Origin of the sequence: Pseudomonas sp. HD6422 (assembly GCF_025377065.1) — a bacterium.
GTDB lineage: Bacteria > Pseudomonadota > Gammaproteobacteria > Pseudomonadales > Pseudomonadaceae > Aquipseudomonas > Aquipseudomonas putida_U.
Genome location: NZ_JAHWIW010000006.1, coordinates 159693 through 183120, shown reverse-complemented (window position 1 = coordinate 183120; position 23428 = coordinate 159693). Strand labels below are relative to the sequence as shown.

Below are 23428 nucleotides of genomic sequence, written 5' to 3'. Positions count from 1 at the left end.
AGTGAGCGATATCCGCATCGGCATATCCGGGTGGCGCTATGGCCCGTGGCGCAAGGATTTCTACCCCAAGGGCCTGCGCCAGGACGATGAGCTGGCGTTTGCCTCGCGGGCGGTCAACAGCATCGAAATCAATGGCTCGTTCTACGCACTGCAAACCCCCGATCGCTATCTGCAATGGCACCGGCAGACCCCGGATGACTTCGTGTTTTCGGTAAAGGGTCCTCGCTACATCACCCATCTGCGACGCCTGAAAGAGATCGAAGAACCCCTGGCCAACTTCTTCGCCTCAGGGCCGTTGCTGCTGGGTGACAAACTCGGCCCGTTTCTCTGGCAGTTCCCCCCGAACATGCGCTACGACGAAGCCCGCTTCAGCCATTTCCTGCAATTGCTGCCACATGATCGCAGGGCCGCGCGCCGTTGCGCCGAACGCTGTGCCGAGGGCCTGCAAGGCAATGGCGGCACGGCGATAAAAGGCAATGCCCGACTGCGACATGCAGTGGAAGTCCGTCATGACAGCTTTCTCTGCGAGAGCTTCATCAAGCTGCTACGCAAGCATAAGGTGGCGCTGGTGGTGGCCGACAGCGCCGGTAAGTGGCCCTACGTCGAGGATGTGACGGCCGACTTCGTCTACCTGCGCCTGCATGGCGATGTCGAACTCTACAGCAGTGGCTACACCGCGCGGGCCCTGCGTCGCTGGAAGCAGCGAATCCAGTGCTGGAGCAGCGGCGGCCAAGCCGACGATGCGCAATTGGTCATCCCAAAGGCTGCCCCCCGACGCGCTTCGCGGGATGTGTATTGCTATTTCGACAACGACCAGAAGGTCCATGCCCCCTACGATGCCCGTCGGTTGCTGGAAAAGCTCGATCTCGACCATGACCTGCTCACCGAGCCAGGCGCCTTGCCGGAGGTGGCCCTGTGAACCCGACCCTGACCACACCTCGCTGCATCATCGACAAGGTCACCTCGGTGAACCGCCTGACCGTGCTGACGATCAACGTGCACAAGGGATTCACCTTCTTCAACCGTAAGTTCATCCTCCCCGAACTTCGCGAAGCGGTGCGTGCGACCGGCGCCGACCTGGTGTTCCTGCAAGAGGTGCATGGCAGCCACCAGCAGCATGCCGAGCGTCATCCGACTTGGCCGCAGGCGCCACAGTACGAGTTTCTCGCCGACAGCATGTGGCCGCAGTTCGCTTACGGCCGCAATGCCGTGTATCCCCATGGCGACCACGGCAATGCCTTGCTGTCGAAATTCCCCATCATCGAGCACCACAATCTGGACGTTTCGGTCGCCGGCAATGAACAGCGCGGCTTGCTTCATTGCCGCCTGGAAGTGCCCGGCCACGCGCAGGTACATGCTATTTGCGTGCATCTGGGCCTGCGCGAAGCCCATCGGCAAAGCCAGATCCGGTTGCTGCTGGAATTGCTCGACAAGCTACCCGCCAAAGCCCCCGTGATCATCGCCGGCGACTTCAACGATTGGCGGTTGAAGGCCGATGCGGTGTTGTCCGAACACCTGGTCGAGGCGTTCGGCGAGCGATTCGGCAGCCCAGCGCGCAGCTTCCCTGCCCGCCTGCCGCTGCTGCGCCTGGATCGCATCTACCTGCGCAACGCCCTGCCCTGCCAGGCGCAGGTGCTGACGAAATATCCGTGGTCGCACCTCTCCGACCACGCCCCTTTGGCTGCGGAGATCAACCTATGAACCGACCGTGGCTGGACGGCAACAATGTCGAGCTGTTGATCAATGGCGAAGCCTATTACCCGCGGGTATTCGAGGCCATGAGCCAGGCCCAGGAGGAAATACTCCTGGAAACCTTCATTTTCTTCGATGACAAGGTCGGACAGCAGCTGCAACAGGTGCTGATCGATGCCGCACGCCGCGGTGTGCGGGTGGAAGTCGTGGTGGACGGCTATGGTAGCGCGGACCTGCCCGACCCCTTCATCGCCGCGATGACCGACGCCGGGGTGAATTTCCATGCCTTCGACCCGCAACCGCGCCTGGCCGGCATGCGCACCAACCTATTCCGCAGGTTGCACCGCAAGATCGTGGTGATCGACGGCGCCCGGGCATTCATCGGGGGCATCAACTACAGCGCCGATCATCTGGGGGACTACGGTCCAATGGCCAAGCAGGACTACGCGGTCGAAGTGACCGGCCCGGTGGTGGCGCAGATCCACGCCGCTAGCCGGCGCCTGATGTCGCCGGTACTGCAACCTCCCAGCGAGGTACGCCCACAGGTCCAGGCGACCGGCCAGGTCACCGCCGTGATGGTCGAGCGCGACAACGGCCAGCGCAGCACCGCGATCGAGGCCCGCTATCTTGAAGCATTGCGCGGGGCGCAGCGACGCATCATCGTCGCCAACGCCTACTTCTTCCCCGGGTATCGCTTGCTGCGCGAACTGCGCAACGCCGCCCGCCGTGGCGTGGAAGTGACCCTGATCCTGCAGGGTCAGCCAGACATGCGCTGGGTCCGCGCCCTGTCTCGACTGCTTTACAACTACCTGCTGCGCGACGGCGTTCAGATTCACGAATACTGCCGCCGCCCGCTGCACGGCAAGGTGGCGCTGGTCGATGACGAGTGGGCTACGGTGGGGTCGAGCAACCTCGACCCGCTGAGCCTTTCGCTGAACCTGGAGGCCAATTTGTTCATACGCGACCGCACCTTCAACCAGCAACTTGCCCAGCACCTGCAAAGCCTGGCCGCCCAGCAATGCAAACCGGTGACCCTCGAACGCATGGTCCGTGGCTACTGGTGGCGTGCGCCGCTGATCTTTGCCTGCTTCCACGCAATCCGCCAGTTCCCGCGAATTGCCGGCTGGCTCCCTGCCCACCGCCAGCGGCTGCGTTCGGTGCAGCCGGAGAGCGAGGCCCATGGTGATCTGCACGAGGGCAATACCTGATGGCGCACAAAGCTTGGCACATTTGGGGCAAGCGGCTGCTCACGCTGCTGTTCGTGATACTGATCCCGACGTTGCTGTATCTGCTGGCGCGCAACCTTGATTGGAATGAAGTACGGCAGTCATTGCTGGCATACGAGCCGGGCACCCTGGCCATCGGGCTGGTACTTGCGCTGTGCAGTTATGCCACCTTCGCCAGCTACGATCTGCTCGCCCGAACCTATACCGGCCACAACCTGCCGGCCCGGCAGGTGCTGCCGGTGGCGTTCGTCTGCTATGCGTTCAACCTCAATTTCACCACCTGGGTCGGCGGCGTGGCCTTACGCTATCGACTGTATGGCCGCCTGGGCCTGGACACGCCGACCATCACCCGGATCCTCACGCTCGGCCTGCTGACCAATTGGATGGGTTACATGCTGCTGGCCGGCACGGTATTCGCCTTGCGCCTGGTCGAATTACCGGCGAACTGGGCGGTCGGCGCCACCGGGTTGCAGTTGATCGGCGTGGTGCTGCTTGCCATCTCCTTGGGCTACCTGCTGGCCTGTGGCTTCGCCAAGAAACGCACGTGGCGCTGGCGTGACCACGAGGTGACATTGCCCTCGCTGCGCCTGGCGCTGTGCCAGGTCGCCCTGGGAGCCAGCAATTGGGCGCTGATGGCGGCTCTGATCTACTGGTTGCTGCCAGGCGAAGCGTTCTACCCATCGATCCTGGGCATCTTGCTGATCAGTTGCGTGGCCGGCGTCGTCGCACATATCCCGGCGGGGCTCGGGGTGCTGGAAACCGTGTTCCTTGCCCTGCTGCACGATCAGATCAAGCAAGGCACCCTGGTCGCCGCATTGCTGGGGTATCGCACGTTGTACTACCTGATTCCCCTGGTGCTGGCCGTCCTCACCTACCTGGTGCTGGAAAAACGCGCCAAGGCCATGCGCCAACGCGTCAAACCAACCTGAAGGAGATTCCGACCATGCCTCGCGGAGACAAGGACAAATACACTGACAAGCAAAAACGCAAAGCCGAGCATATCGAGGACGAGTACGAGGCCAAGGGCTTGTCCAAAGACGAGGCCGAGGCGCGTGCCTGGGCCACGGTCAACAAACAGTCCGGTGGTGGTGAGCGCAAAGGAGGCTCGGGGCGCCAGAAAAGTACAGCGGCCAAGGCCAAGTCGCGGGAGGCATCGGCCAAGCGCGCAGTAGCCACCAAGCGCGGGGTACCGCGACCTGGCGAGCAGTTGGCTGATCTGACCAAGGCAGAGTTGATGGATCGGGCGCGAAAGCGCGATATCACCGGTCGTTCGACGATGAACAAGGCCCAGTTGCTGGAAGCGTTACGAAAATCTCACTGATTACACGCGAACCCGGGCCAAGCCCGGGTCTTTCGCGAGGGGGGCGGGGTCAGGGCGAAATCGGATCACTGGCGGGAAAAGTCTCATCCAACGCATTGTCCACGCTGGTTTCCTTGGGCTGCTCCGCCTCACCACAATGGCAGTCGGCCATGCGGCACGGCTCGCCATTGCGGTGGCCGGTGGCGCATGCCTCGCAGCAATAAGCCTTGTCGCCCTGGGTCACGGTATTGCCATCGACCGTGCAGTGGCAGTGGTTACAGGCACAACGTACATCGCTCATCGGTCGGTACTCCCTTCTTCATCGATCACATCGTCGCTCCAGGGTTCGCCATCGAGCGGCGCCGAACGTGCCAGTTCAGCCTCGTCGAGGCCGATGCCGCCGCCAATTTCCTCAGCGTCGACCCGGCGCAAGCGCTTGTCAGCCGGGCCCCCGGCACCGCCTGGCTCATGAGGGTCGCGAGCGCCGGTTTCGTCGAGCAAGGTGTCGGGGCTCAAATCGTCATAGGTGACGTTGTCTTCATGCAGACTGTCGCTCAGGGCTTCGCCGCCGGTCATGCCGCTTTCGGCAACCCGTCGGCTGGGAAACTCTTGCGCAACTTCCTGTGCCGGCCGTTCGTCTCCCGCCCGGCCTTGGCGCTCGTCGTTGCGTTCGCTGAAGTCCAGTTCGTGAACGCTGCCCATACGGTCCTCGGTGTCATCGATTTCGCTCGGAACGTAGGTCTTGGGATCGTCTGGTCGAGACATCTCGTTTCTCCGTCAGGTGGCTATAACCGGTCGACCATCTGGTCCAGGCAATGATTCAGAGTTTCTTCGTGCCAGTCTCCTGCTGCGTAAAGATTGAACTCCTCCGAGCGCTCTCGCCTCCCAATTGAAGACACCGCGAGCCGTCTCGGAGCCGTCATGGCCAAGCCCCTGCAGGAGTACAACCGCAAACGCGATTTCAACGCCACGCCCGAGCCCAGTGGAGCTCGTAGCCGCGGCAAGCGTGAACATGCGCTGCGTTTTTGTATCCAGAAGCACGATGCCAGCCATCTGCACTACGACTTTCGCCTGGAACTCGACGGCACGCTCAAGAGCTGGGCCATTCCCAAGGGGCCGTCTCTGGATCCCAAGGTGCGCCGCTTGGCCGTGCACGTCGAAGACCATCCTCTGGACTACGCCGATTTCGAAGGCCATATCCCCGAAGGCCACTATGGTGCCGGCGATGTCATCGTCTGGGACCGCGGCGTCTGGGAGCCCGAGGGCGATCCCCAAGCCGCCTACACCAAAGGCAAGCTGCGCTTTCGCCTGCAGGGCGAGAAGCTTGCCGGTATCTGGAACCTGTTCCGCACCCGTCTGGCCGGTAAAAAGGAGCAATGGATGCTGGTCAAGTCGCACGACGGCGAGGCGCGCAGCGAAGCCGATTACAGTATTGTCGAGGCGCAACCGGACAGTGTGCTCAGCGACCGTACCCTGATCCCGCGCAAGGCCAAGATCCCAGCAGCGCCTCGCCGCCGCTCAGCTGCGAAAGCTGCGAAACCTGCGAAGAAAGCCCCTCTGCCCGATCACCTGCAACCGCAGTTGGCGACACTGGTCGACTCGCCGCCAAGCGGCGATTGGCGCTACGAAGTGAAGTTCGATGGTTACCGCATTCTCGCCCGTATCGATGGCGATCAGGTGCGCCTGTTCACCCGCAATGGCCACGACTGGAGCGCCAAGATGCCGCATCAGGTCGCTGCGCTACGTGCGCTGGGGTTGGACTCGGCGTGGTTGGACGGCGAAATGGTGGTGATGGACGAACACGGCGCCACCGACTTTCAGGCGTTGCAGAACGCCTTCGATACCGAAGACGACGAGCGCATCACCTACTACGTGTTCGACCTGCCCTACCTCGGTGGCCAGGACCTGCGGCAACAACCGCTACAGGCGCGCCGCGACGCCCTGCGTCAGGTGCTGCAACACAAACCGTGCGCGCTGCTCAAATACTCGGAAAGCTTCGATCAACCGGTCGACTCGCTGCTTGCCAGCGCCTGCCAGCTGAAGCTCGAAGGTCTCATCGGCAAGCGTGTCGACAGCCCCTATCAGGGCAAGCGCAGCGCTGACTGGATCAAGCTCAAGTGTCAGCAGCGCCAGGAGTTCGTGATCATCGGTTTCACCGACCCCAAGGGCAGCCGCAGTGGCTTCGGCGCCCTGCTGTTGGCCTTGCATGACGCAGACAAGGGCGAACTGCGTTATGCCGGTAAAGTCGGTACGGGCTTCAACGCCACCACCCTGGCCAGTATCCATGAACGGCTCAAACCGCTGGAAATCGCCAAGTCGGCGTTGTCCAAGCCTCCGACCGGGGCCGATGCACGTGGCGTGCACTGGCTCAAGCCACACCTGTTGGCCGAGGTCGCGTACGCCCAGATGACCCGCGACGGCGTGGTTCGCCACTCGGTGTTCCACGGCCTGCGCGACGACAAACCTGCCACCGATATCGACCTGGAGCGCGCCATGTCGCACAAGACCGCATCCAAGCCGGCCGACAAGAACCTGGGCAAGCTGCGCCTGACCCACCCCGATCGGGTGATCGACGCCACCTCCGGCGTGACCAAGCGCGACGTCGCTGCCTACTACGCCGAGGTCAGTGCCTGGTTGATGCCGCACCTCAAGCACCGTCCCGTGGCCCTGGTACGCGCCCCGGACGGCTTGGCCGGCGAACTGTTCTTTCAGAAGAACGCCGGCCAGTTGCACATTCCCAACGTGCTCACCTATGACAAAGCCGAAGCCGGCCAGGCAGCGATGGTGATCAACCGCCCCGAATCCCTGCTCGGCGCGGTGCAGATGAACACGCTCGAACTGCACACCTGGAACGCCACCGACAAGGACTTCGACAAACCCGACCGCTTTGTCCTCGATCTCGATCCGGATCCAGCGTTGCCCTGGAAGGCCATGCTCGAGGCGACCCAGCTGACCCTCACTCTGCTCGACGAACTGGGCTTGAAGGTGTTCATCAAGACCAGCGGCGGCAAGGGGATCCATCTGGTGGTGCCGTTGAGTCGGCGAGCCGGCTGGGACGAGGTAAAGGATTTCAGCCATGCCATCGTGACCTACCTGGCCAAGCTGTTCCCCGACCGCATCAGCGCCGTTTCAGGGCCAAAGAACCGCGTGGGACGAATCTTCATCGACTACCTGCGTAACGGCAAGGGCGCCACCACCGTCAGCGCCTATTCGCTGCGCGCGCGCGAGGGGCTGCCGGTATCGGTGCCGATCTGGCGTGACGAACTGACCCAGCTCAAGGGCGCCAACCAGTGGCACATCGGCAACATCGCTGAGCGCCTGGCCGAGGTCGACGACCCCTGGGCCGACATGACCAAGACCCGCCAATCGATCACCGCCCGCATGCGCAAGCAGATGGGGCTGACCTGATGGCGCGCCGGATCCGATCGTTGCAGCAGACCATGGCAGTGGAGCCGTATACATGAGCATCATCCAGGACTTCGACCTGAACAATTTGGATCGTCTGCTACGCAGCTTTTCCCAGCGTGCGCAGCCACTGAACCTCGATACCCAGCTGCCCGAGCTGATGCACGCCTTGCAAGCCGATCAACTCGACCTGCTGCCGTTGCCTGGTCAGGGCCATACGCTGCGGCGCTGGCAGACCTTGGCGCGCGTGGCCGGCTGCGACCTGGCCTTAGCCAAGCTCTATGAAGGTCATACCGATGCCCTGGCGATTCTCGCCGAATGCAGTGCAGCCCACCACACCCGCACGGGTATCTGGGGCGTGTGGGCTGCCGAGCCGCCCGATGCGCGCACGAGGATCGTCGCCCGGGAAGGTGAACAGGTGCGCCTGTCCGGGCGCAAGGCTTGGTGCTCAGGCGCCCTGCAGATCGACCGGGCCTTGATCACCGCCTGGGCTGACGACGACCAACCACAACTGGTGGCCATCGACCTGGCTGATGGCGGCCAACAGCTGCAGGTCGAGCGTTGGCAGGCCCTTGGCATGGCGACGACCACCAGCGTGGAACTGGAATTCGACGATGCGCCGGGGATCGCCATCGGCCGTCCCGGGCAGTACCTGACCCGCCCCGGCTTCTGGCACGGCGGCGCGGGTATCGCGGCCTGCTGGTACGGTGCCGCCGAAGCGCTGGCCGACTATCTGCGCGAGCACTGCCGCAAGCCTCGTCCCGATCCGCATGCCCAGGCACACCTGGGTGCAGTGGATGCCGCCTTGTACGGTGCCCGCGCCAGCTTGCGCGAATGCGCGGCGTGGATCGACCAACAACCCACTGCCGATGCCAGCTTCGAAGTACGTCGGACGCGGGCTCAGGTCGAACAGGCAGTCGATCAGGTCATCCATCACGTCGGTCGGGCGCTAGGGGCCACACCGTTCTGCCGCAGCCCGCACTTTGCGCGCCTGAGCGCCGACTTACCGGTATTTTTGCGCCAGAGTCATGCCGAACGGGATCTGGCCGGGCTCGGCCAACAGTTGGCACAGATGCCTGCAGGAGCTTGGCAGTTATGACCGAAAACCTGATCCAGGCCAGCAGCGGCACTCCGTGGTCGGCCTGGCAACACTCCGCGCACCTGGCCAGGGCCAGTTGGATGAGCCCCGAACAGTTGTGTCCGCCTGGACAGCGCCTGATCTTGCTGGCCCCCCACCCCGATGACGAGATTCTCATGGCCGGCGGCCTGCTCGGCGAATTTCGCGGCCGTGAACGGGACCTGGTGTTGATCTCCGCCACCGATGGCGAAGGCAGCCACCCAGGTTCGCAGCAGTGGACCGAACACCGCCTACGTCGCCAGCGCCCCTTGGAGAGCCGGCACGCGCTTGCGCAACTCGACCTCGACCTGAACCAGTTGGATTGGCGCCGCCTCAACCTCAAGGATGGCGATCTGCCACGTAACGAAGCGTTTCTGCTCAATCACCTCAACCAGTTGCTCAAGCCGGGCGACGTTGTGCTGACCACCTGGCGCGGCGATGGCCACTGCGACCACGAAGCCGTGGGCCGTGCAGCTGCCCAGGCCAGTCAGGCGCGCCAGGCACGCCTGGTGGAAGTACCGGTCTGGGCCTGGCATTGGGCACAACCGGACGACCCACGTCTGCCCTGGCCGCGCGCCCACCGCGTCCAACTGGACGAAGCCCAGGTCGCCCGCAAGCGCCAGGCCTTGGCAGCCCACGTCAGCCAATTGCAACCCGACCAGGACAAGCCGCCAGTGCTGCCTGCAACGCTACTGGATTGCTTACTGCAGCCTTTCGAACTGGTGTTTCTTTGAACGGAGTTTCCATGAGCCTCGATGCGCAATATTTCGCCGACCTTTACGCCACCGACGAAGACCCCTGGGCATTCCGCACCCGCTGGTACGAGCGGCGCAAGCGCGACTTGGTCATGGCCAGCCTGCCGCGCCAGTGCTATCAGCGGGTGTTCGAACCGGCCTGTGCCAACGGAGAGTTGAGCGCGGCACTGGCCGAGCGGTGCGCTGAGCTGCTATGCCAGGACCTGGATCCCACCGCAGTCGGCTTGGCCAGCGACCGCTTGGCGAACATGCCCAACACATCGGTTGCACAGGGTCGCCTGCCTGGGGATTGGCCAGGCGGGCGATTCGACCTGATCGTGCTCAGCGAGGTGGGTTACTACTTGGATCCGACCGACTGGTTGCAAGTGATCGAGCAGTCGATCCGCAGTCTGACCTACGACGGCGGACTGCTCGCCTGCCACTGGCGTCACCCCATTGCCGGGTGCCCCCAGGACGGTCGCGAAGTGCACGCCATGCTGGATCGGCACCTGCCGCTGTATCGGGTGTTCCGCCACGAGGAAGGCGACTTCCTGCTCGAGTACTGGGCCTGCCAGCCCAGTGTCATCGACCTGGACGAGACCTGCCCATGATCGCCGTGATCATTCCTGCGCACAACGAAGCCCGACGTCTGGGGCGTTGTCTCAAGGCGCTGCGCACGGCAGTGGCACTGGCCGAGCGCGAAGGGCACGACGTGCAGACCTTGGTAGTGCTCGACCGCTGTAGCGATGGCACCGCGATGATCGCCCGTCACCATGGGGTGGACACCCTGGAGGTCGATGCCGGAAATGTCGGCATGGCCCGCCGAGCCGGTGCTCAGTGGATGCTGGACCGCGGCGCACACTGGTTGGCCTGCACAGATGCCGACAGCCAGGTGCCGCCCCACTGGCTGGTCTCGCAGATGGCCTGCAACGCCGATGCGGTCTGCGGAACCGTGCATGTGGCGCGCTGGCAACCCTGGCAGAAAGCCTCGCTACGCAAGTTGTACCTGAGCCGCTATCGAGCCGAAGAAGGACATCGACACATCCACGGCGCCAACCTTGGCATCTGTGCACGCGCCTATCAACGGGCCGGAGGTTTCCAGCCACTGGCCGCCCATGAGGACGTGCGGTTGATCAGCGACCTGCAGGCCTTGGGCGCGCAGATCGTGTGGACCGCCCGGCACAGCGTGGCGACCAGCAGCCGGACCGACAGTCGCGCGCGAGAAGGCTTTGGCGATTACCTGTCCGGTTTGCAATCGATGATCAGCTGAGCCCCTGCTCAAGAGGCCTTACGAGAGCGCTTGGCCGGCTTCTTCTTGGCAGCCGGGGTGCTCTTGCCACCCAGGCTGCGCTTGAGCAGCTCGGTGAGATCGATGATGTCGGCTCCTTTCTGCCCCTGGCCGCCCTCTCCTTTTTCCACCACGCTGATCTTGCCCTTGCTGGCCTTTTCCTCGACCAGGTCGAGGATGGTCTCGCGGAAGGCATCGTGGTAGTCATCGGGGCTCCAGCTACCGCTCATGTCCTCCACCAGGCGCTTGGCCATGGTCAGCTCACGTTTGTCCACCTTGGCATCGGTCACGCTCTTGTCCAGTTCCAAGGTGTCCAGGCCGCGCACTTCTGCCGGCCAGCGCAGGGTGATGAGCACCAGCGCATCGTCCAGTGCGCGGAGCAAGGCCAGATGCTGCTTGGTATGCAGTACCACGGTGGCCAGGGCTACCTTGCCGGTGCTTTCCAAGGTTTCCCGCAGCAAGGCATACACCTTGCCGCCGCGCTTGTCAGGGCTCAGGTAATAGGGGGTATCGAAGTGCTGCAGCGGTATTTCGGATGCATCGACGAACGAGAAGATATCGATGGTCTGGGTCGCTTCTGGCCGCGCCGCGTGGATTTCCTGCTCGCTGATCACCACATAACGCCCTTTTTCGTATTCGACGCCTTTGACGATGTCATCCTTATCGATTTCCTTGCCGGTGACCTTGTTTATCCGCTTGTAACCCACTGGTTCCATGCTGCGCTTGTCGAGCCAGTCAAAATCGACCCGCTCCGAGCGCACCGCGGAATTGAGCGACACCGGTATGTGCACCAGGCCGAAGCTGATCGCGCCTTTCCAGATTGCCCGAGCCATTTCATTGCTCCTATGGTAGGCGCCCTGACCCGCAGGGCGCTTTCCTCAGCAGACTCCGCACCGTGACGAAGGTTTAGCCGGCCTGCCCTACGGCAGAGGGTTGCCGCCGGTCACGCCGAACACTTCGCCAGTGATATAGCTCGACTCCTGGCTGGCAAGCAGCACATACAGAGGTGCGCATTCGGCAGGCTGGCCCGGGCGTTTCATCGGCGTTTGGCTGCCGAATTCAGGGATTTTCTCAGGCGGCTGGCCACCGCTGGGCTGCAATACCGTCCAGATCGGTCCAGGCGCCACCGCATTGACCCGGATACCCCGCTCGATCACCTGCTTGGACAGAGCTTTGGTGAAGGCGACGATCGCCGCCTTGGTGGTGGCATAGTCCAGCAAGGTCGCCGAGGGTTGGTAGGATTGGATCGAAGCGGTATTGATGATGGTCGCACCGGCCGGCATCAACGGCACTGCGGCCTGACACAACCAGAACAACGCATACACATTGGTCTTCATGGTGTGGTCGAACTGCTCGTGGCTGATCTGGCCAATATCCTTGCGCGCTTCTTGCTTGCCTGCGACGTTGACCAGAATATCCAGCCCACCCAGCTGCTCGTGGGCCTGGTCGACCAAGGTCTTGCAGAACGCCTCGTCCTTGAGGTCGCCAGGAATCGCTATGGCCTTGCGGCCTTCGGCCTCGATCAGTTTGATCACCTCGCGGGCATCGGCCTGCTCGATCGGCATGTAGTTGAGTGCGATATCAGCCCCTTCACGGGCGAATGCCACCGCCACTGCACGGCCGATTCCGGAATCCGCGCCGGTGATCAGCGCTTTGCGCCCTGCCAGTCGGCCGAATCCTTTATAGGTGGCTTCGCCATGGTCCGGCTTGGGCTGCATGTCCGCGTCCAGGCCTGGTGCGGACTGGCCCTGGGAGGGAAACGGTGGATGGGGATACTGCGTCAGCGGATTCTGCAGGCTGAACTGATCCTGGGGTTTGCTGGCCATTGGGAGCCTCCTCTGAGTAAAACCGTCGTGGCTCCTAAAGCGGGCCACCTAGGGTTTCGAGAAGGCTATCGGCGTCAAGGTTTGTTCGCGCCGCCCCCATGGCCGACCAATGGTTGATCAGTCGAACAGCGCCTTGGCGAAAGCCGCTGCGGCAAGGTGTACCTGGACCGACCAGTCGTCTGCCGCATCGCTGCCGGCGTCATCGGAGACATATTTCAGACACATGAAGGGGATGCCTTCTTCGCGGGCGATCAAGGCCAATACGTAAGCCTCCATGTCGACCACGTCGTACGGCGCCTCGCCATGCTGGGTCTCGAAATTGTCGCCGGTGCCGCAGATGCCCAACGGCAGGCCCGGCATGCTCAGGCCTTGCTCCAGGACCACCGGGATATCCGCGAAAGGTGTTTCGTAGCGGGCGAAACCCAATGGCGTCACATCCATGTCCCGTTGCACGAAGCGGGTGCAGCACACCAATTGCCCCTTGCCATAACGAGGACTCCCAGCGGAGCCGAGGTTGACGATCAGCTTGGGCCTGCGTCTCTGCAGCGCCTTGGTCAACGCGATGGCGGCATTGACCTTGCCGATCCCGGTGAACACCGCATCGACATGGCTGAAAGCATCGGCCGCTTCGGCCTCCAGGGCAAAGACAAAGAGGGTGTCTGCCAGCGCGACGCTGGTGTGTTCATCGATGTGGATCATGGGGCTTTCTTTCCGCAGTAAATGGCGCCCGGCCACTCTAAACGGCGTTGCTGATGGCTGCAAACCCCTTGGCAGCGCTTGTGTAACATCCTACGTCGGCCCCCTGTCACAGGCCTTGATCACGCGCGTGCGCACTGGCCTCAGCCGTTGCGGGTGACCGTCAGTACGACCGCTGCGATGCGCTCGACCTGCTGATAACCCGGCTCGCGCAGTTGTTCACCGAACACATCCGGGTCAATCTCGCGGTATACCCACGACCAGCGTGGGCCGGCCAGGCGCAGCCGGATTGCCTCGAGCAACGCATCCCGACCTTCGACCATCGCCACCCCCGTATACAACAGTAGCGTACCGCCTGGGCTGAGCCGCTCGCGGGCCTGCTCGACGATCCTCAGGGATAACTGTGCGCCCAAGGCGCCGCCGCCATGACGGTAGGTTCGCTCGCCGCCATCGAGCATGTAGGGTGGATTCGCCACGATCAGATCGAAGTTGCCGGCGATACCGTCGAGCAGGTCGCTGGGCTCAACCGACAGGTTGCCGACCCCCGCGAGCGCAGCATTGATGGCGGTATAGCGCAAGGCCAAGGGATTGATGTCGACAGCGCTGACCTGCGCATGCTGCGCCGCACGGGCGATCAGGATGGCACCGAGGCCGCTGCCGCAGCCAATGTCCACCGCATGCTCGACACGGCTGGGGCGGCTTTGCAGATGATCGTGGATAACGTCGGCGAAACGGTAGCTGTCCGGACCGAAGAACACCGCGTCCGCGGTATCGGTCGGGTATGCCGAATGCACCAGCAGCAGATCGTCGAGGCTGGACCAGCGCACCGAGCTGCTCAGCAGCCCGCCCGGTTCGTTCACGATTACCTGGGCCAAGCGCAACTGCTCGAGTTCGTCAGCGGAAATCAGCGACGGTTCGAAGGGGCGGCTCCAGCCGAAGATGTCACGCAGCGTGTGCGCCTGTTCGGCTCCAGGGCGCCCATTGTTGTACGCGTGGGTTGCCGGCGTGACACACGTGAAGCGGTAGCCATCGGCACGCAAGCGGCGCCCGAGTTGCAACAGCGCAGCGTCCGCTTCGGTCTGTTCAGGGTCCAGTCGCATCAATGGGGTACCTCCTGGACGAGGCCCGTGGCGCGAATATAGGCCTGGGTGGCGAGCAATCCTTCCGGCAAGGCATGACGGTTGCCGCTCATTCGTTCGATCAGCGCGTCGACACTGTCGTGCGTCCCAGTCGGTGGCAACGGCTCCAGCGCCAGCTGCGCTTCCCAGCTTCCCGGCGCGACTCGGCGGGTCTGGCCCTGCCAATCGGCGGCGATCCAGTCGTACCACAGTTGTTTCTCATAGGCGTCGAATACCCCGAACATAGGCGCCGATGGGCCTTCGATCATACGCCACCAGCGGCTCTGCGCCGGGTCGCAACCGCGCTGGATCCAGCCTTGGTCCTGCATGGCCGCGAGAAAGCCTGGCATCAACCCTGGCTCGGCCAACCATTGGTTGATGGTGCGTTTCTGCAGCCGGCAGCGGTCGCAATGCATGAACTGACCGAACACCCGCTTGCGCTCCAGCGCAGCGAGCAATTCGGCCTGCAGGTCGAATCGCTCTATCAACGCGGGGGTGGCGGTACCCAGGTCGTTGAGCCGATAGCCATTGCGTACACGTCGATAAAAGCTTTCGCCAGCGTCCTCTGGGCACAGCAGGTGCAGCGCTTGTATGGCTTTCTGCGCATGGCCGCTGGCGGCGTTGTCGATCGTGACATGCAGTTGAAAGTAGTGTCCGTCGATGCCCAGTTCAGCCAGCTCGTAGGTGGTGATCAGCAGGTGCAAAGGCGGTTGCTCGTAACCCAGGTTATAGCCGATGACCTCAGGTAAGTAGTGCTCGCCATATTGGCCCAACGCCAGTTGCAAGGCACCAGAGAGGTAACGCTCATCGGCAAGAGGAAGCGTATCCACGCAGCCAAGGCGGCTAAGCAGGCGCTGATAGATCAATACATGGTTGCAACGAGGATCGCCGTCGCCCAACTCTTCGAGATACGTTCGAATCAATCCGTGGTAACGGGGATCGCGCCATCGCGGCAAGGTCGAATACAGCCATGCACCGTCCACCGCCTTGGTCGGAGCCACCTGCTGGATGAACCAGAGCGCGTGGGCACGGTTGCTGAAATAGCGCCGCGGCGCTCCTTGGCGACGTCGTTCGAGATAACCGGCATGGGCTTGGGCGACCTGGTTGGCATGCATGCGGCTCCAGGCCGGGAGCTGTGCAGGATCGGATGGAAGGTCATCGGACAAGGTCGCGGCCTGGTCCAATTGCCTGTCAAGCCAGGCTCGGCTGTCTCCCTCTACTCCCTGCAGCAAGCGGCGGTAACGCTGTTGCAGCGTATCATTGCCGCTTAGTGGGGTTACCAGCTGTGGGGTGTTGCAGGTCATGACCGTCATGCAGGGCTCCTGGGCAGGCTCTCGATCAACGATTCTCTTCCCGCGGCATCGGCTCGGGGTCGGGCGCCGGCTGTGGCGCAGGTTTGTCGGTGTTCTGCATTTGCACCGAGGATTTACTCTGGTCGCTACCCTGGGTCGCATGATCATCGTTGTCCCGATCGAAGCACCCCCCCAGCAAAGTCAGGCTGCCCAACAAGGCAATCAAGGGAAACAGGCGCATGGTATGTCCTCCGTCATGAATAGGTATGCAGTGCCAGGTCACCCTGGCACCGCGCTGCCTCACTTACGACCGGCCACCCTTGCGGCCCGACTCGCTGCTACGGCCACTTCCAGACTGCTGGCCGCCTTTGCGGCCGGCTTCGGAAGCTTTCTCGCGGTCGTTGGCGAAGTTGCCCGGGTTCTTGTTGCTGCCCTGGCTGCCGGTGCGGCTGTTGTCTTTCTTGTCCATGTTCTGACACCTCGTGTGGCTTTAGGGTGCACGGGCTCGCCCCGTACATAGGATCGGAGTTCGGCGATAACGGCGGATTCGGTTTATTGCGGCGGGTTCGGACCGGTGGCGTTAAATACCGGTCGAATGCGTATTTGGTGCGACAGGTTACGCCCTGCCTCAGGTGGCTGGTGAGGTCCGCGGTCTGTTGACGATGGCTGGAACGGTTAACGACTTGCTTGACTGCTCTCCAGTCGCCGTTGGCGTCGGCCCAGCCAACCTCCTGTCAGCCCCCAACCCAGTGCAATCGCTGCGCCGATCAGCATCGCCAGCTGTGGATGCTCGCCCAGCACGTCGAGACCGCGCTTGAGCCATCCGCTGAGCGCGTCGCCGCCCCGGTAGACCACGGTATCGATAAAGTTCTTGGCCTTGTACTTGTCCTCGGCCGGAATCACCGTGAACAGCATTTCCCTCCCCGGACGCACCAACGCGTACTCCCCAGCTCGGCGCACCACCATCACCACGACGAACACGGCGAACACCGGGGCCAATGCAAGCCACAGAAAACCCACGGCCATCACCAGCGGCACGGCCACCAGCAGCACGCCAACGCCCAAACGCCGAGCCAGGCGGCCGGTGATGAATAACTGGGTGAGGATCGCCAGTACCTGTACCACCGTGTCGATCAGGCCAAATACCTGGGTCTGCCGTGTGCGGTCAGGGAATGCCTCGCTGATCACCCGTGCCTGCTCGAAATACAGGAACGTACTGACGCTGGCCAGCAGTACCACGAACAAGGCGATACCCATCAGGTAGGGCGAGCGCAGGACTGCGCTGGCACCGGCGAAGGGGTTGCCGCCCAGAGGGCGGCTGGTGCCCCGCGCCTGGTCAGGCGTGTGCGGCTGAGCATCGCGCCAGCGCTGCAGGTATACGGTCGCGCCGATACTGCCAAGCAGTGCCAGAGCCGCCAGCACCAACAAGCCGGCATGGCCCAGGGGGGCGACCAACACCGTGCCGAGGACCGGTCCGCTCAGCCCGCCGAGGCTGGCACCGGCGGCGAGCAGGCCGAACAGGCGCTTGCCTTGCTCGGGGGAAAACAGGTCGGCCAGAACGCTCCAGGCCAGCGAAATGGTCAGCAGGTTGAATACCGAGAGCCAGATATAGAACGCTCGCGCATATCCGATGTGCTCAGGGTTACGCTGAAACAACACGGCGAACAACAGCAGGTTGCCGGCGAAGAATCCATAGGTCCACGGCAGAATGTGCCGGCGCCGAGCCTTGCTGGCCAACCAGCCGAATAGTGGCAGGCACGCCAGCGTGGCGATGAAGGTACCGGTGAACAGCCACTGCAGGTTGTCTACCCCTGCGGCAACCCCCATGGTCTCGCGCACCGGCCGCAACATGAAATAACCCGTGAACAACAAGTAGAACAGCAGCAACCCCGCCGCCACCGCCGGGCCTTCACCGGACTGGAGGTTAAAACCCTGGTGCAGGCGCCGCCGCCAGTGGGTCATGGTGTCACTCGAACTGCTTGATCAGCGCCTGCTGTTGCGCCGGGGTGAGCAAGGGTTCATGGCCAGCCTTGAGCTGGTCCACTTGCCGATCGGGGCGGCTGGTAGCCGGTATCACGGTGGTCACCGCCGGGTGGCTGATGGCGAACTTGAGAAAAAGCTGAGCCCAGCTGCCGATCCCGGCCTCGGCAGCCCAGCCCGGCAGTGCCTGGCCCTTGACCTTGGCGAACAACCGGCCATCGTCGAACGCGCGGTTGATCAACACGGCCACGCCCTTGTCCTGGCATAGGGGCAGCAGCTCGCGCGCCGCCTCTGGGGCATTGACCGAGTAGTTGATCTGGATGAAGTCCAAGGGCTCGCTGCGCACGATACGGGCCACGTCATCCTGGCCGCTTCGCAGGTAGTGAGTGATGCCAATGTAGCGGGTCTTGCCCTGTTGCTTGAGCTCTCGGGCATAGGGCAACTGGGTGCGCCAGTCACGCAGATTATGCACCTGCAGCAGATCGACCTTGTCGGTGCGCAGACTTGCCAGACTACCGCCCCACTGGGCCTTGGCATCGGCCAGGCTGTCGGCGGTGATTTTGGTGGCGAGGAAGCAGCGCGCGTGCCACCCGCCCTCCTCCAGCAACTGACCCAGGATGGCGTCGGCGCCTCCATAGTTGGGGGAGGTGTCGATGACCTTGCCACCGCCTTCGAAGAACGCCTTGAGTACGACCTTGAGCTGTTGGTACTGGGCAGAGTCCGGCTCGACCTCGAAGCTGCCTGAAGTGCCCGCGCCAATGACCGGCAGCGCTTCGCCGGTCGAAGGGATGGCGCGGGTCAGGAGACTGCGCTGGGCTGCAGCCTGCAGCCAGGGACTGACTGCAGCCAAAGCACCCAAGGTCGCACCTGCGCGTAGGACATCACGGCGTGCGTACATGGCAAAGCTCCCGTCATCATTCGGAAACCTTCAAGGCTAGTCCGCCTGGCCCGCACCGGCGCGAGATTCTGTATCTGGATGTTTAGCCCAGTAGGTGCCGCAGGTCGATACCGTTATCGGCCATCGGCGGGCACCAGTAGTAGCCGCCGGTCAAGGGCCGGCTGAACCGGTACAGGGCATCGATGACGCCATCCTCCAGCCCGCTCATGCGGCGCAGCTGGATCTCGAACGCATCGAACGAACGCCCCAGGGCGACGAAGGCCAGGCCGGCGCCACGGGTGTCGGCCCAGGAAACCGAGCGGCGGACCATGAAGGCCTCGGGGCTGAAACTCTCCTGGGCAGTGCGCTTGACATGGGCGGATGCCGGCGCATCCTCGAGTTCTTCGTTATCGCTCAGACGACGGCCGATGATGTCGTCCTGCTCCGGTTGCGGCAGCGACTTGAAATAGTTCAGATCATGCTTCCACAACTGCACGGCGGCGAAGCTGGAGCCTGCCAGGCCGGCAACTTCGCCAGGGACGATCGCCGCCTCGACTGCATCATCGTCTCGGGGGTTTTCGGTACCGTCCTCATAACCGGTCAGGTCACGCCCGCCGCGGTGCAGAAAGCCATCGACGTGGTCCACCAGGCGCAGCGCCGGGCTCAGCATTTGCTCCAGTGCCTGGGCACGCAAATAGAGGTCACCACGCTCCTCGCCTCGCAGCCAGAGCCACAGCGCATGCTGGGTGCTCGGGTTTTCCACCACCGCGTCCAGTTGCGGGAACGGTCGCAGCCCTTCGATCTCACGGCCCAGGGCCTTGGTCAGGGGCGCACCGACGCCCAGGCTCAAGCGACGACCATCGACCTCGCCTTGCAGTGCGTGCAAGGCTGCAGGCAGCGCATCGAGCGAATCGATGGCGAAGAACAGGTGGCGGGCGTGCACAGGCACCGGAGTGGCAAGCAGACCTTGCTGGTACGGCATGAGAGACGGATCCTCGGCAAAAGCGGGAATGCTACTGCGCCCTGAGGCCCTTGGCCAGTGAAGCCGCTTGCACTGACACGGCGGGAAATTCCCTGGGCGGTAACAAAAGGTTACTAACGCCCGGTCTGCGACCTCAATGCTTGGCCACGACCGGCCTACACTGCTGCAAACCCTTCGCCCAGAGACCGCCCATGACCGCGTCGCCACTGCTCACCGCCGTTCTACCCCTCGCCTTGGGCATCATCATGCTTGGCCTCGGCCTGTCCCTGAGCCTGGCCGATTTCGCCCGGGTGGTGAAATATCCCAAGCCGGTGATCATTGGCTTGGCCTGTCAGATCCTGCTGCTGCCCTTGGTGTGCTTCCTGATCGCCAATGGCTTCGGCCTGGAGTCGGCGCTTGCGGTGGGCCTGATGCTGCTCGCGGCTTCGCCGGGAGGCACCACCGCCAACCTGTTCAGTCACCTGGCCCATGGCGACGTGGCGCTGAACATCACCCTCACGGCGGTCAACTCGCTGATCGCCATCCTGACCATGCCACTGTTGGTCAATCTTTCGTTGATGTGGTTCATGGCCTCGGACCAGGCCATTCCCCTGCAGTTCGCCAAGGTCATGCAGGTGTTCGCCATCGTCCTGCTACCGGTGGCACTGGGCATGCTGATTCGCCGTTGGGCACCAGGCTTCGCCGCCCGCATGGAAAAACCGATGAAACAGGTAGCGGCATTGTTCCTGGCGTTCACTATCGCCCTGGCGCTGGCCAAGGACTGGCAGACAGTGCTCGAATACGCGCCGGTGGTGGGCCTGGCAGCCTTGGTGTTCAACCTGCTCAGCCTGGCAGTGGGCTACTGGGTGCCCCGGTTGTTGAACATCCCCAAGCGCCAGGCCATCGCCATCGGCATGGAGATCGGCATCCACAATGGCACGCTGGCCATCGCTCTCGCCCTGAGTCCATCGTTGCTCAACAACGCGACCATGGCAGTGCCGGCGGCGCTGTACAGCCTGATCATGTTCTTTACGGCGGCGGGGTTTGGCTGGTTGGTCAGTCGCCGGCGCAACGAACAGGCACCGGCGCGTTCCTCATAGGAGAACTCAGCGCAGATCGCGCCGCTTTCGCAATTGGCGCTTGAGCACGTCCAGCGGCGGCGCATAGAAGAACCCGAACGAGACACTGCCATTGCGGCCCTTAACGGCATGGTGAAGCCGATGGGCGCGGTGCAGGCGTTGCAGATAGCGATTGACCGGTCGCGGCTTGCGTGGCCAGTGGCGGTGGAAGAAACCGTCATGGGCCACGACGTACAGCACCCCATAACCAGCAACACCGGCCCCCACCCATTGCAGCGGTGCATGGCCAGCCTTGCCCAGTGCCACCAGTGCCGCGGCGATCAGCGCCAAGGCCACCAGGTACAGGTCGTTGGTCTCGAGCACGCCCAGGTGCGGCTCGTGGTGCGAACGGTGCAGCCACCAGCCCCAGCCATGCATGATGTACTTGTGGGCCAGCGTGCCGACACCCTCCATGGCCACCAGGGTGGCGCACAGCACGGTGAGATTGAACAGCATGAAACGGTCCGGCAGCGGTTGAACGATCGCGCAAGAGTACCGATTACCCGCCCGCATTGCCACGTGGTCGTGACCGACTGCAGGGCGTTGTGGCTGAAGCGGGTTCAGCGTCGCTTGCGCGTACCCAACTCGATCCACACCGGCGCATGGTCACTGGCCTTGGGTTCGTTGCGCACCCAGGCATCGACGCCCGCCGCCTTGAGGTGGTCGGCCAGCAGCGGATTGAGCAACAGATGATCGATGCGCAGTCCGGCGTTGCGTGCCCAATGATTGCGAAAGTAATCCCAGAAGGTATAGACCTGCGCCTGCGGGTGCAGGTGGCGCACGGCGTCGGTCCAGCCTTGCTCCAACAAGCGCTCGTAACATGCGCGGGACTCAGGCTGCAGCAAGGCGTCCTTGCGCCATGATTTGGGGTTGTAAATGTCCTGGTCGGTGGGCACCACGTTGAAGTCGCCCGCCAACAGCGTCGGGTGCTCACTCACCAGCAGGGTGCGGGCATGCTCGATCAGGCAATGAAACCAGCGCAGCTTATAGTCGAACTTGGGGCCGGGCTGTGGGTTGCCATTGGGCAGGTACAAACAACCGACCAGCACGCCGTGTACGGCCGCTTCCAGGTAGCGGCTCTGCTGATCGTCCTTCATCCCCGGCAAACCGCGCCTGACCTCCAGCGGTTCGCCACCTCGGGCAAGGATGGCAACGCCGTTCCATGATGGCTGGCCGTGATACAGGCAGCCATAACCTGCGGCCTCCAGTTCTCCGCGAGGAAACTGCCGATCCGCCGCCTTGAGCTCCTGCAGGCAGGCGATATCCGGCTGTTCACGGGCCAGCCAGTCCAGCAGCGCCGGCAGCCGACTGCGAATGCCATTGACGTTGAACGTGGCAATCTTCAGCGCTTTCATGCGTCGGGGTCATTGACGTGGGCCTGCACGGCGTCTTCCAAGGCGTGGGCATGGGCCTGATCGGCCAAGCGCTTGAGTGCCAGCCAGTCGTCCCAATCGATGGCGCCATCGTCGCGCAAGGCTTGTGCAGTGCGCAGCAACTCATGGTGGTAGGCGTCCGGCGATTCGCGGCGATAGCTGACGTCATCGTATTGGGCGTACCACGCTTCGAGCTCGGCAATGCTGCGTTCGATGCTCATCGGCTCAACTCCTCTTGCAGGTCTTTGAATGTGTGAGCCCAGACCCGGCACAACGTTCAACGGCAAACCCGCCCAGGCTGGGCCATGGCAAAAAAATTAAACCTTTGCCCCACGCCCCGGCTCAACCGTACGCGACACCGAAGTCGCATCAACCTCTTAAGGAGCGGGACATGAACAACCTCTTCATCAAGCGCGTCGGCCTGTCGATGGTACTGGGCATGGCCTCCTGGCAAGCGATGGCAGCCTCCTCCAACGATTTTGTCGATGCCGCCACCGAAGCGGGCATCGCCGAGATCGTCACCGGCAACCTGGCTCAGGAGAAAAGCCAGAACACCGAGATCAAGGCTTTTGCCAAGCAAATGGTCACCGACCATACCAAGGCCAATGAGGAGCTCACCGCCCTCGCCGGCAAGCTGGACATCGAAGTACCCGACGATGCCGCGCTTACCGACAAGGTCAAGAAGATGATCCTTGAGTGGCGCGACGATTCGTTCGACAAGTCCTACCTGAACAATCAGGTCGACGCCCATGAAAAGGCCGTCGAGTTGTTCCAGAAAGAAGCCAATTCTTCCGACAAGGACGAGCTGAAAGCATTTGCCGCAAAAACCCTGCCGACGCTGGAGAAACACCTGCAGCACGCCAAGGAACTGAAGGCAAAGCATGACAAGTAACGTGATATCCCTCGGAGGCTACCTATGAGCAACGATGCCCTACGCACGGAAATCCTCACCCGCCTGTTGCACGCTCACCCTGAAGGGTTGGGCAAGGAAGTGCTGGACAACTACCGCGGCGAGAAGGCCGTGGCCGGCATGCTCAAGACCCTGCAAGAGCATGGCCTGATCCAGGGCGCCCACGTCAGTGTGGACGACCAGCATCAGATCAGCGTCAGTTATCCGATCAAGTTGTCGGCTGCAGGGGTCGATGCAGCGAAACAGCTGGAGAGCTGAAAAAAGGGCCGCATCTGCGGCCCTTTCCTTACCCCTCTTTCTCATGGTCCCGAGGCGGCTTCGCGGGGCCTTGAGGATCGACCTGCGGGTCCTCGAGGTCAGGCGAGTCCGGGTCGAAACCCAGGTCGGCCTGGTCGTCGGCATGCTCCGAAGAGTGCGGGCCCTGCTTGAAATCGGGATGCTGCTCTGACCTGGACATACGGAAATCTCCCTTGAACATGTCTAGGGAAGAGCGCTAATCCGTGGCGAAAGTTTGA

At 62.9% G+C, this 23428-nt stretch carries 28 protein-coding genes and 1 pseudogene; 13 read left to right on the top strand and 16 right to left on the bottom strand.

The annotated features are described in order from the left end of the window. Position 1: 1 nt before the first annotated feature. Genes KY379_RS06315 through KY379_RS06295 form a run of 5 tightly spaced genes read left to right on the top strand, consistent with a single transcriptional unit; the run spans position 2 to position 4239 of the window. Positions 2-919: a DUF72 domain-containing protein gene (locus tag KY379_RS06315; RefSeq protein ID WP_133324015.1), complete on the top strand. Its 918-nt coding sequence runs from the start codon at positions 2-4 to the stop codon at positions 917-919. After that, on the top strand, positions 916-1701 hold the full coding sequence (locus KY379_RS06310; protein ID WP_196171746.1) for an endonuclease/exonuclease/phosphatase family protein: 786 nt from the start codon (positions 916-918) through the stop codon (positions 1699-1701). The genes KY379_RS06315 and KY379_RS06310 overlap by 4 nt, the downstream gene beginning before the upstream one ends. Next, positions 1698-2900 carry a cardiolipin synthase ClsB gene (gene clsB / locus KY379_RS06305; protein ID WP_261239396.1) on the top strand — a complete coding sequence of 401 codons (1203 nt, stop codon included), beginning with the start codon at positions 1698-1700 and terminating at the stop codon, positions 2898-2900. The genes KY379_RS06310 and clsB overlap by 4 nt, the downstream gene beginning before the upstream one ends. Further along, on the top strand, positions 2900-3847 hold the full coding sequence (locus KY379_RS06300; protein ID WP_133324018.1) for a lysylphosphatidylglycerol synthase domain-containing protein: 948 nt from the start codon (positions 2900-2902) through the stop codon (positions 3845-3847). The genes clsB and KY379_RS06300 overlap by 1 nt, the downstream gene beginning before the upstream one ends. Positions 3848-3861: 14 nt before the next feature. Beyond that, a complete protein-coding gene (locus tag KY379_RS06295; protein ID WP_133324019.1) occupies positions 3862-4239 on the top strand; it encodes a termination factor Rho in 378 nt (125 codons plus the stop codon). A gap of 49 nt (positions 4240-4288) precedes the next feature. On the opposite strand, the gene KY379_RS06290 is transcribed toward KY379_RS06295, so the two are convergent. Together KY379_RS06290 and KY379_RS06285 are read right to left on the bottom strand one after the other, a co-directional pair. Continuing rightward, a complete protein-coding gene (locus KY379_RS06290) occupies positions 4289-4519 on the bottom strand; it encodes a metallothionein (protein WP_133324020.1) in 231 nt (76 codons plus the stop codon). Continuing rightward, positions 4516-4983 (bottom strand): phosphotransferase system, HPr-related protein, encoded by a 468-nt coding sequence (locus KY379_RS06285; protein ID WP_133324021.1) that lies wholly within the window; start codon positions 4981-4983, stop codon positions 4516-4518. The genes KY379_RS06290 and KY379_RS06285 overlap by 4 nt, the downstream gene beginning before the upstream one ends. 156 nt (positions 4984-5139) lie before the next feature. Here KY379_RS06285 and ligD point away from each other — a divergent pair, with 156 nt between their 5' ends. The 5 genes from ligD to KY379_RS06260 are packed head-to-tail and all read left to right on the top strand — an operon-like array spanning position 5140 to position 10744. Beyond that, complete coding sequence (gene ligD / locus KY379_RS06280) at positions 5140-7626, top strand: DNA ligase D (protein ID WP_261239397.1); 2487 nt, start codon at positions 5140-5142, stop codon at positions 7624-7626. Positions 7627-7678: 52 nt separating this feature from the next. Further along, complete coding sequence (locus tag KY379_RS06275) at positions 7679-8722, top strand: acyl-CoA dehydrogenase family protein (RefSeq protein ID WP_261239398.1); 1044 nt, start codon at positions 7679-7681, stop codon at positions 8720-8722. Next, on the top strand, positions 8719-9474 hold the full coding sequence (locus tag KY379_RS06270; protein ID WP_133324024.1) for a PIG-L deacetylase family protein: 756 nt from the start codon (positions 8719-8721) through the stop codon (positions 9472-9474). Before KY379_RS06275 ends, KY379_RS06270 begins: the two co-directional genes overlap by 4 nt. An 11-nt stretch (positions 9475-9485) precedes the next feature. Beyond that, positions 9486-10085 (top strand): class I SAM-dependent methyltransferase, encoded by a 600-nt coding sequence (locus KY379_RS06265; protein WP_133324025.1) that lies wholly within the window; start codon positions 9486-9488, stop codon positions 10083-10085. Next, on the top strand, positions 10082-10744 hold the full coding sequence (locus KY379_RS06260) for a glycosyltransferase (protein WP_133324026.1): 663 nt from the start codon (positions 10082-10084) through the stop codon (positions 10742-10744). The genes KY379_RS06265 and KY379_RS06260 overlap by 4 nt, the downstream gene beginning before the upstream one ends. Positions 10745-10752: 8 nt before the next feature. On the opposite strand, the gene KY379_RS06255 is transcribed toward KY379_RS06260, so the two are convergent. From KY379_RS06255 to KY379_RS06210, 10 genes and pseudogenes are all read right to left on the bottom strand, one after another. Further along, positions 10753-11595 (bottom strand): Ku protein, encoded by an 843-nt coding sequence (locus KY379_RS06255; protein WP_133324027.1) that lies wholly within the window; start codon positions 11593-11595, stop codon positions 10753-10755. Positions 11596-11682: 87 nt separating this feature from the next. After that, complete coding sequence (locus KY379_RS06250; RefSeq protein WP_261239400.1) at positions 11683-12588, bottom strand: SDR family oxidoreductase; 906 nt, start codon at positions 12586-12588, stop codon at positions 11683-11685. Positions 12589-12705: 117 nt separating this feature from the next. Further along, positions 12706-13287, bottom strand: a complete 582-nt coding sequence (locus KY379_RS06245; RefSeq protein WP_261239401.1) for a nucleosidase — start codon at positions 13285-13287, stop codon at positions 12706-12708. 140 nt (positions 13288-13427) lie between these two features. Beyond that, complete coding sequence (locus tag KY379_RS06240; RefSeq protein ID WP_133324030.1) at positions 13428-14384, bottom strand: methyltransferase; 957 nt, start codon at positions 14382-14384, stop codon at positions 13428-13430. Continuing rightward, entirely contained in the window at positions 14384-15715 is a 1332-nt protein-coding gene (locus KY379_RS06235) for an iron-containing redox enzyme family protein (protein ID WP_196171741.1), read from the bottom strand. Before KY379_RS06235 ends, KY379_RS06240 begins: the two co-directional genes overlap by 1 nt. Positions 15716-15740: 25 nt before the next feature. Continuing rightward, the gene (locus KY379_RS06230) at positions 15741-15935 is read right to left on the bottom strand and encodes a hypothetical protein (protein WP_133324032.1); all 195 of its coding nucleotides are present in this window, start codon (positions 15933-15935) and stop codon (positions 15741-15743) included. Between the two features lie 63 nt (positions 15936-15998). Continuing rightward, a pseudogene (locus KY379_RS06225) lies at positions 15999-16112 on the bottom strand (KGG domain-containing protein); the annotation flags it as partial. A gap of 257 nt (positions 16113-16369) precedes the next feature. Continuing rightward, positions 16370-17656 (bottom strand): NTP/NDP exchange transporter, encoded by a 1287-nt coding sequence (locus tag KY379_RS06220; protein ID WP_133324034.1) that lies wholly within the window; start codon positions 17654-17656, stop codon positions 16370-16372. A 4-nt stretch (positions 17657-17660) separates the two neighbouring features. Then, positions 17661-18572, bottom strand: a complete 912-nt coding sequence (locus tag KY379_RS06215) for an aldo/keto reductase (RefSeq protein ID WP_261239403.1) — start codon at positions 18570-18572, stop codon at positions 17661-17663. Between the two features lie 82 nt (positions 18573-18654). Next, on the bottom strand, positions 18655-19533 hold the full coding sequence (locus KY379_RS06210; protein WP_261239404.1) for a Dyp-type peroxidase: 879 nt from the start codon (positions 19531-19533) through the stop codon (positions 18655-18657). 191 nt (positions 19534-19724) lie between these two features. On the opposite strand from KY379_RS06210, the gene KY379_RS06205 reads away from it, so the two are divergent. Beyond that, positions 19725-20612 carry a bile acid:sodium symporter family protein gene (locus tag KY379_RS06205; protein ID WP_196171739.1) on the top strand — a complete coding sequence of 296 codons (888 nt, stop codon included), beginning with the start codon at positions 19725-19727 and terminating at the stop codon, positions 20610-20612. Positions 20613-20618: 6 nt separating this feature from the next. Here KY379_RS06205 and KY379_RS06200 read toward each other — a convergent pair whose 3' ends face one another. From KY379_RS06200 to KY379_RS06190, 3 genes are all read right to left on the bottom strand, one after another. Continuing rightward, entirely contained in the window at positions 20619-21086 is a 468-nt protein-coding gene (locus tag KY379_RS06200; RefSeq protein ID WP_133324038.1) for a sterol desaturase family protein, read from the bottom strand. A gap of 104 nt (positions 21087-21190) precedes the next feature. Beyond that, complete coding sequence (gene xth, locus KY379_RS06195; RefSeq protein WP_261239405.1) at positions 21191-21985, bottom strand: exodeoxyribonuclease III; 795 nt, start codon at positions 21983-21985, stop codon at positions 21191-21193. Next, a complete protein-coding gene (locus KY379_RS06190; protein WP_133324040.1) occupies positions 21982-22224 on the bottom strand; it encodes a hypothetical protein in 243 nt (80 codons plus the stop codon). The genes xth and KY379_RS06190 overlap by 4 nt, the downstream gene beginning before the upstream one ends. Positions 22225-22394: 170 nt before the next feature. Here KY379_RS06190 and KY379_RS06185 point away from each other — a divergent pair, with 170 nt between their 5' ends. Further along, entirely contained in the window at positions 22395-22895 is a 501-nt protein-coding gene (locus KY379_RS06185) for a DUF4142 domain-containing protein (protein ID WP_133324041.1), read from the top strand. A gap of 24 nt (positions 22896-22919) precedes the next feature. After that, positions 22920-23171: a hypothetical protein gene (locus tag KY379_RS06180; RefSeq protein ID WP_133324042.1), complete on the top strand. Its 252-nt coding sequence runs from the start codon at positions 22920-22922 to the stop codon at positions 23169-23171. A gap of 28 nt (positions 23172-23199) precedes the next feature. Here KY379_RS06180 and KY379_RS06175 read toward each other — a convergent pair whose 3' ends face one another. Further along, on the bottom strand, positions 23200-23370 hold the full coding sequence (locus KY379_RS06175) for a DUF6021 family protein (protein WP_261239407.1): 171 nt from the start codon (positions 23368-23370) through the stop codon (positions 23200-23202). Between the last annotated feature and the right edge of the window lie 58 nt (positions 23371-23428).

Excerpts from the sequence above, each read along its gene's own strand:
- KY379_RS06185 (WP_133324041.1), top strand. The coding sequence starts at position 22,395 with ATGAACAACCTCTTCATCAAGCGCGTCGGCCTGTCGATGGTACTGGGC.
- KY379_RS06200 (WP_133324038.1), bottom strand. The coding sequence starts at position 21,086 with ATGCTGTTCAATCTCACCGTGCTGTGCGCCACCCTGGTGGCCATGGAG.
- KY379_RS06290 (WP_133324020.1), bottom strand. The coding sequence starts at position 4,519 with ATGAGCGATGTACGTTGTGCCTGTAACCACTGCCACTGCACGGTCGAT.
- KY379_RS06250 (WP_261239400.1), bottom strand. The coding sequence starts at position 12,588 with ATGGCCAGCAAACCCCAGGATCAGTTCAGCCTGCAGAATCCGCTGACG.
- KY379_RS06295 (WP_133324019.1), top strand. The coding sequence starts at position 3,862 with ATGCCTCGCGGAGACAAGGACAAATACACTGACAAGCAAAAACGCAAA.
- KY379_RS06180 (WP_133324042.1), top strand. The coding sequence starts at position 22,920 with ATGAGCAACGATGCCCTACGCACGGAAATCCTCACCCGCCTGTTGCAC.
- KY379_RS06215 (WP_261239403.1), bottom strand. The coding sequence starts at position 18,572 with ATGTACGCACGCCGTGATGTCCTACGCGCAGGTGCGACCTTGGGTGCT.
- KY379_RS06205 (WP_196171739.1), top strand. The coding sequence starts at position 19,725 with ATGACCGCGTCGCCACTGCTCACCGCCGTTCTACCCCTCGCCTTGGGC.
- ligD (WP_261239397.1), top strand. The coding sequence starts at position 5,140 with ATGGCCAAGCCCCTGCAGGAGTACAACCGCAAACGCGATTTCAACGCC.
- KY379_RS06285 (WP_133324021.1), bottom strand. The coding sequence starts at position 4,983 with ATGTCTCGACCAGACGATCCCAAGACCTACGTTCCGAGCGAAATCGAT.
- KY379_RS06230 (WP_133324032.1), bottom strand. The coding sequence starts at position 15,935 with ATGCGCCTGTTTCCCTTGATTGCCTTGTTGGGCAGCCTGACTTTGCTG.
- KY379_RS06190 (WP_133324040.1), bottom strand. The coding sequence starts at position 22,224 with ATGAGCATCGAACGCAGCATTGCCGAGCTCGAAGCGTGGTACGCCCAA.
- KY379_RS06270 (WP_133324024.1), top strand. The coding sequence starts at position 8,719 with ATGACCGAAAACCTGATCCAGGCCAGCAGCGGCACTCCGTGGTCGGCC.
- KY379_RS06300 (WP_133324018.1), top strand. The coding sequence starts at position 2,900 with ATGGCGCACAAAGCTTGGCACATTTGGGGCAAGCGGCTGCTCACGCTG.
- KY379_RS06220 (WP_133324034.1), bottom strand. The coding sequence starts at position 17,656 with ATGACCCACTGGCGGCGGCGCCTGCACCAGGGTTTTAACCTCCAGTCC.
- KY379_RS06255 (WP_133324027.1), bottom strand. The coding sequence starts at position 11,595 with ATGGCTCGGGCAATCTGGAAAGGCGCGATCAGCTTCGGCCTGGTGCAC.
- xth (WP_261239405.1), bottom strand. The coding sequence starts at position 21,985 with ATGAAAGCGCTGAAGATTGCCACGTTCAACGTCAATGGCATTCGCAGT.
- KY379_RS06240 (WP_133324030.1), bottom strand. The coding sequence starts at position 14,384 with ATGCGACTGGACCCTGAACAGACCGAAGCGGACGCTGCGCTGTTGCAA.
- KY379_RS06175 (WP_261239407.1), bottom strand. The coding sequence starts at position 23,370 with ATGTCCAGGTCAGAGCAGCATCCCGATTTCAAGCAGGGCCCGCACTCT.
- KY379_RS06235 (WP_196171741.1), bottom strand. The coding sequence starts at position 15,715 with ATGACGGTCATGACCTGCAACACCCCACAGCTGGTAACCCCACTAAGC.
- KY379_RS06260 (WP_133324026.1), top strand. The coding sequence starts at position 10,082 with ATGATCGCCGTGATCATTCCTGCGCACAACGAAGCCCGACGTCTGGGG.
- clsB (WP_261239396.1), top strand. The coding sequence starts at position 1,698 with ATGAACCGACCGTGGCTGGACGGCAACAATGTCGAGCTGTTGATCAAT.
- KY379_RS06275 (WP_261239398.1), top strand. The coding sequence starts at position 7,679 with ATGAGCATCATCCAGGACTTCGACCTGAACAATTTGGATCGTCTGCTA.
- KY379_RS06245 (WP_261239401.1), bottom strand. The coding sequence starts at position 13,287 with ATGATCCACATCGATGAACACACCAGCGTCGCGCTGGCAGACACCCTC.
- KY379_RS06265 (WP_133324025.1), top strand. The coding sequence starts at position 9,486 with ATGAGCCTCGATGCGCAATATTTCGCCGACCTTTACGCCACCGACGAA.
- KY379_RS06210 (WP_261239404.1), bottom strand. The coding sequence starts at position 19,533 with ATGCCGTACCAGCAAGGTCTGCTTGCCACTCCGGTGCCTGTGCACGCC.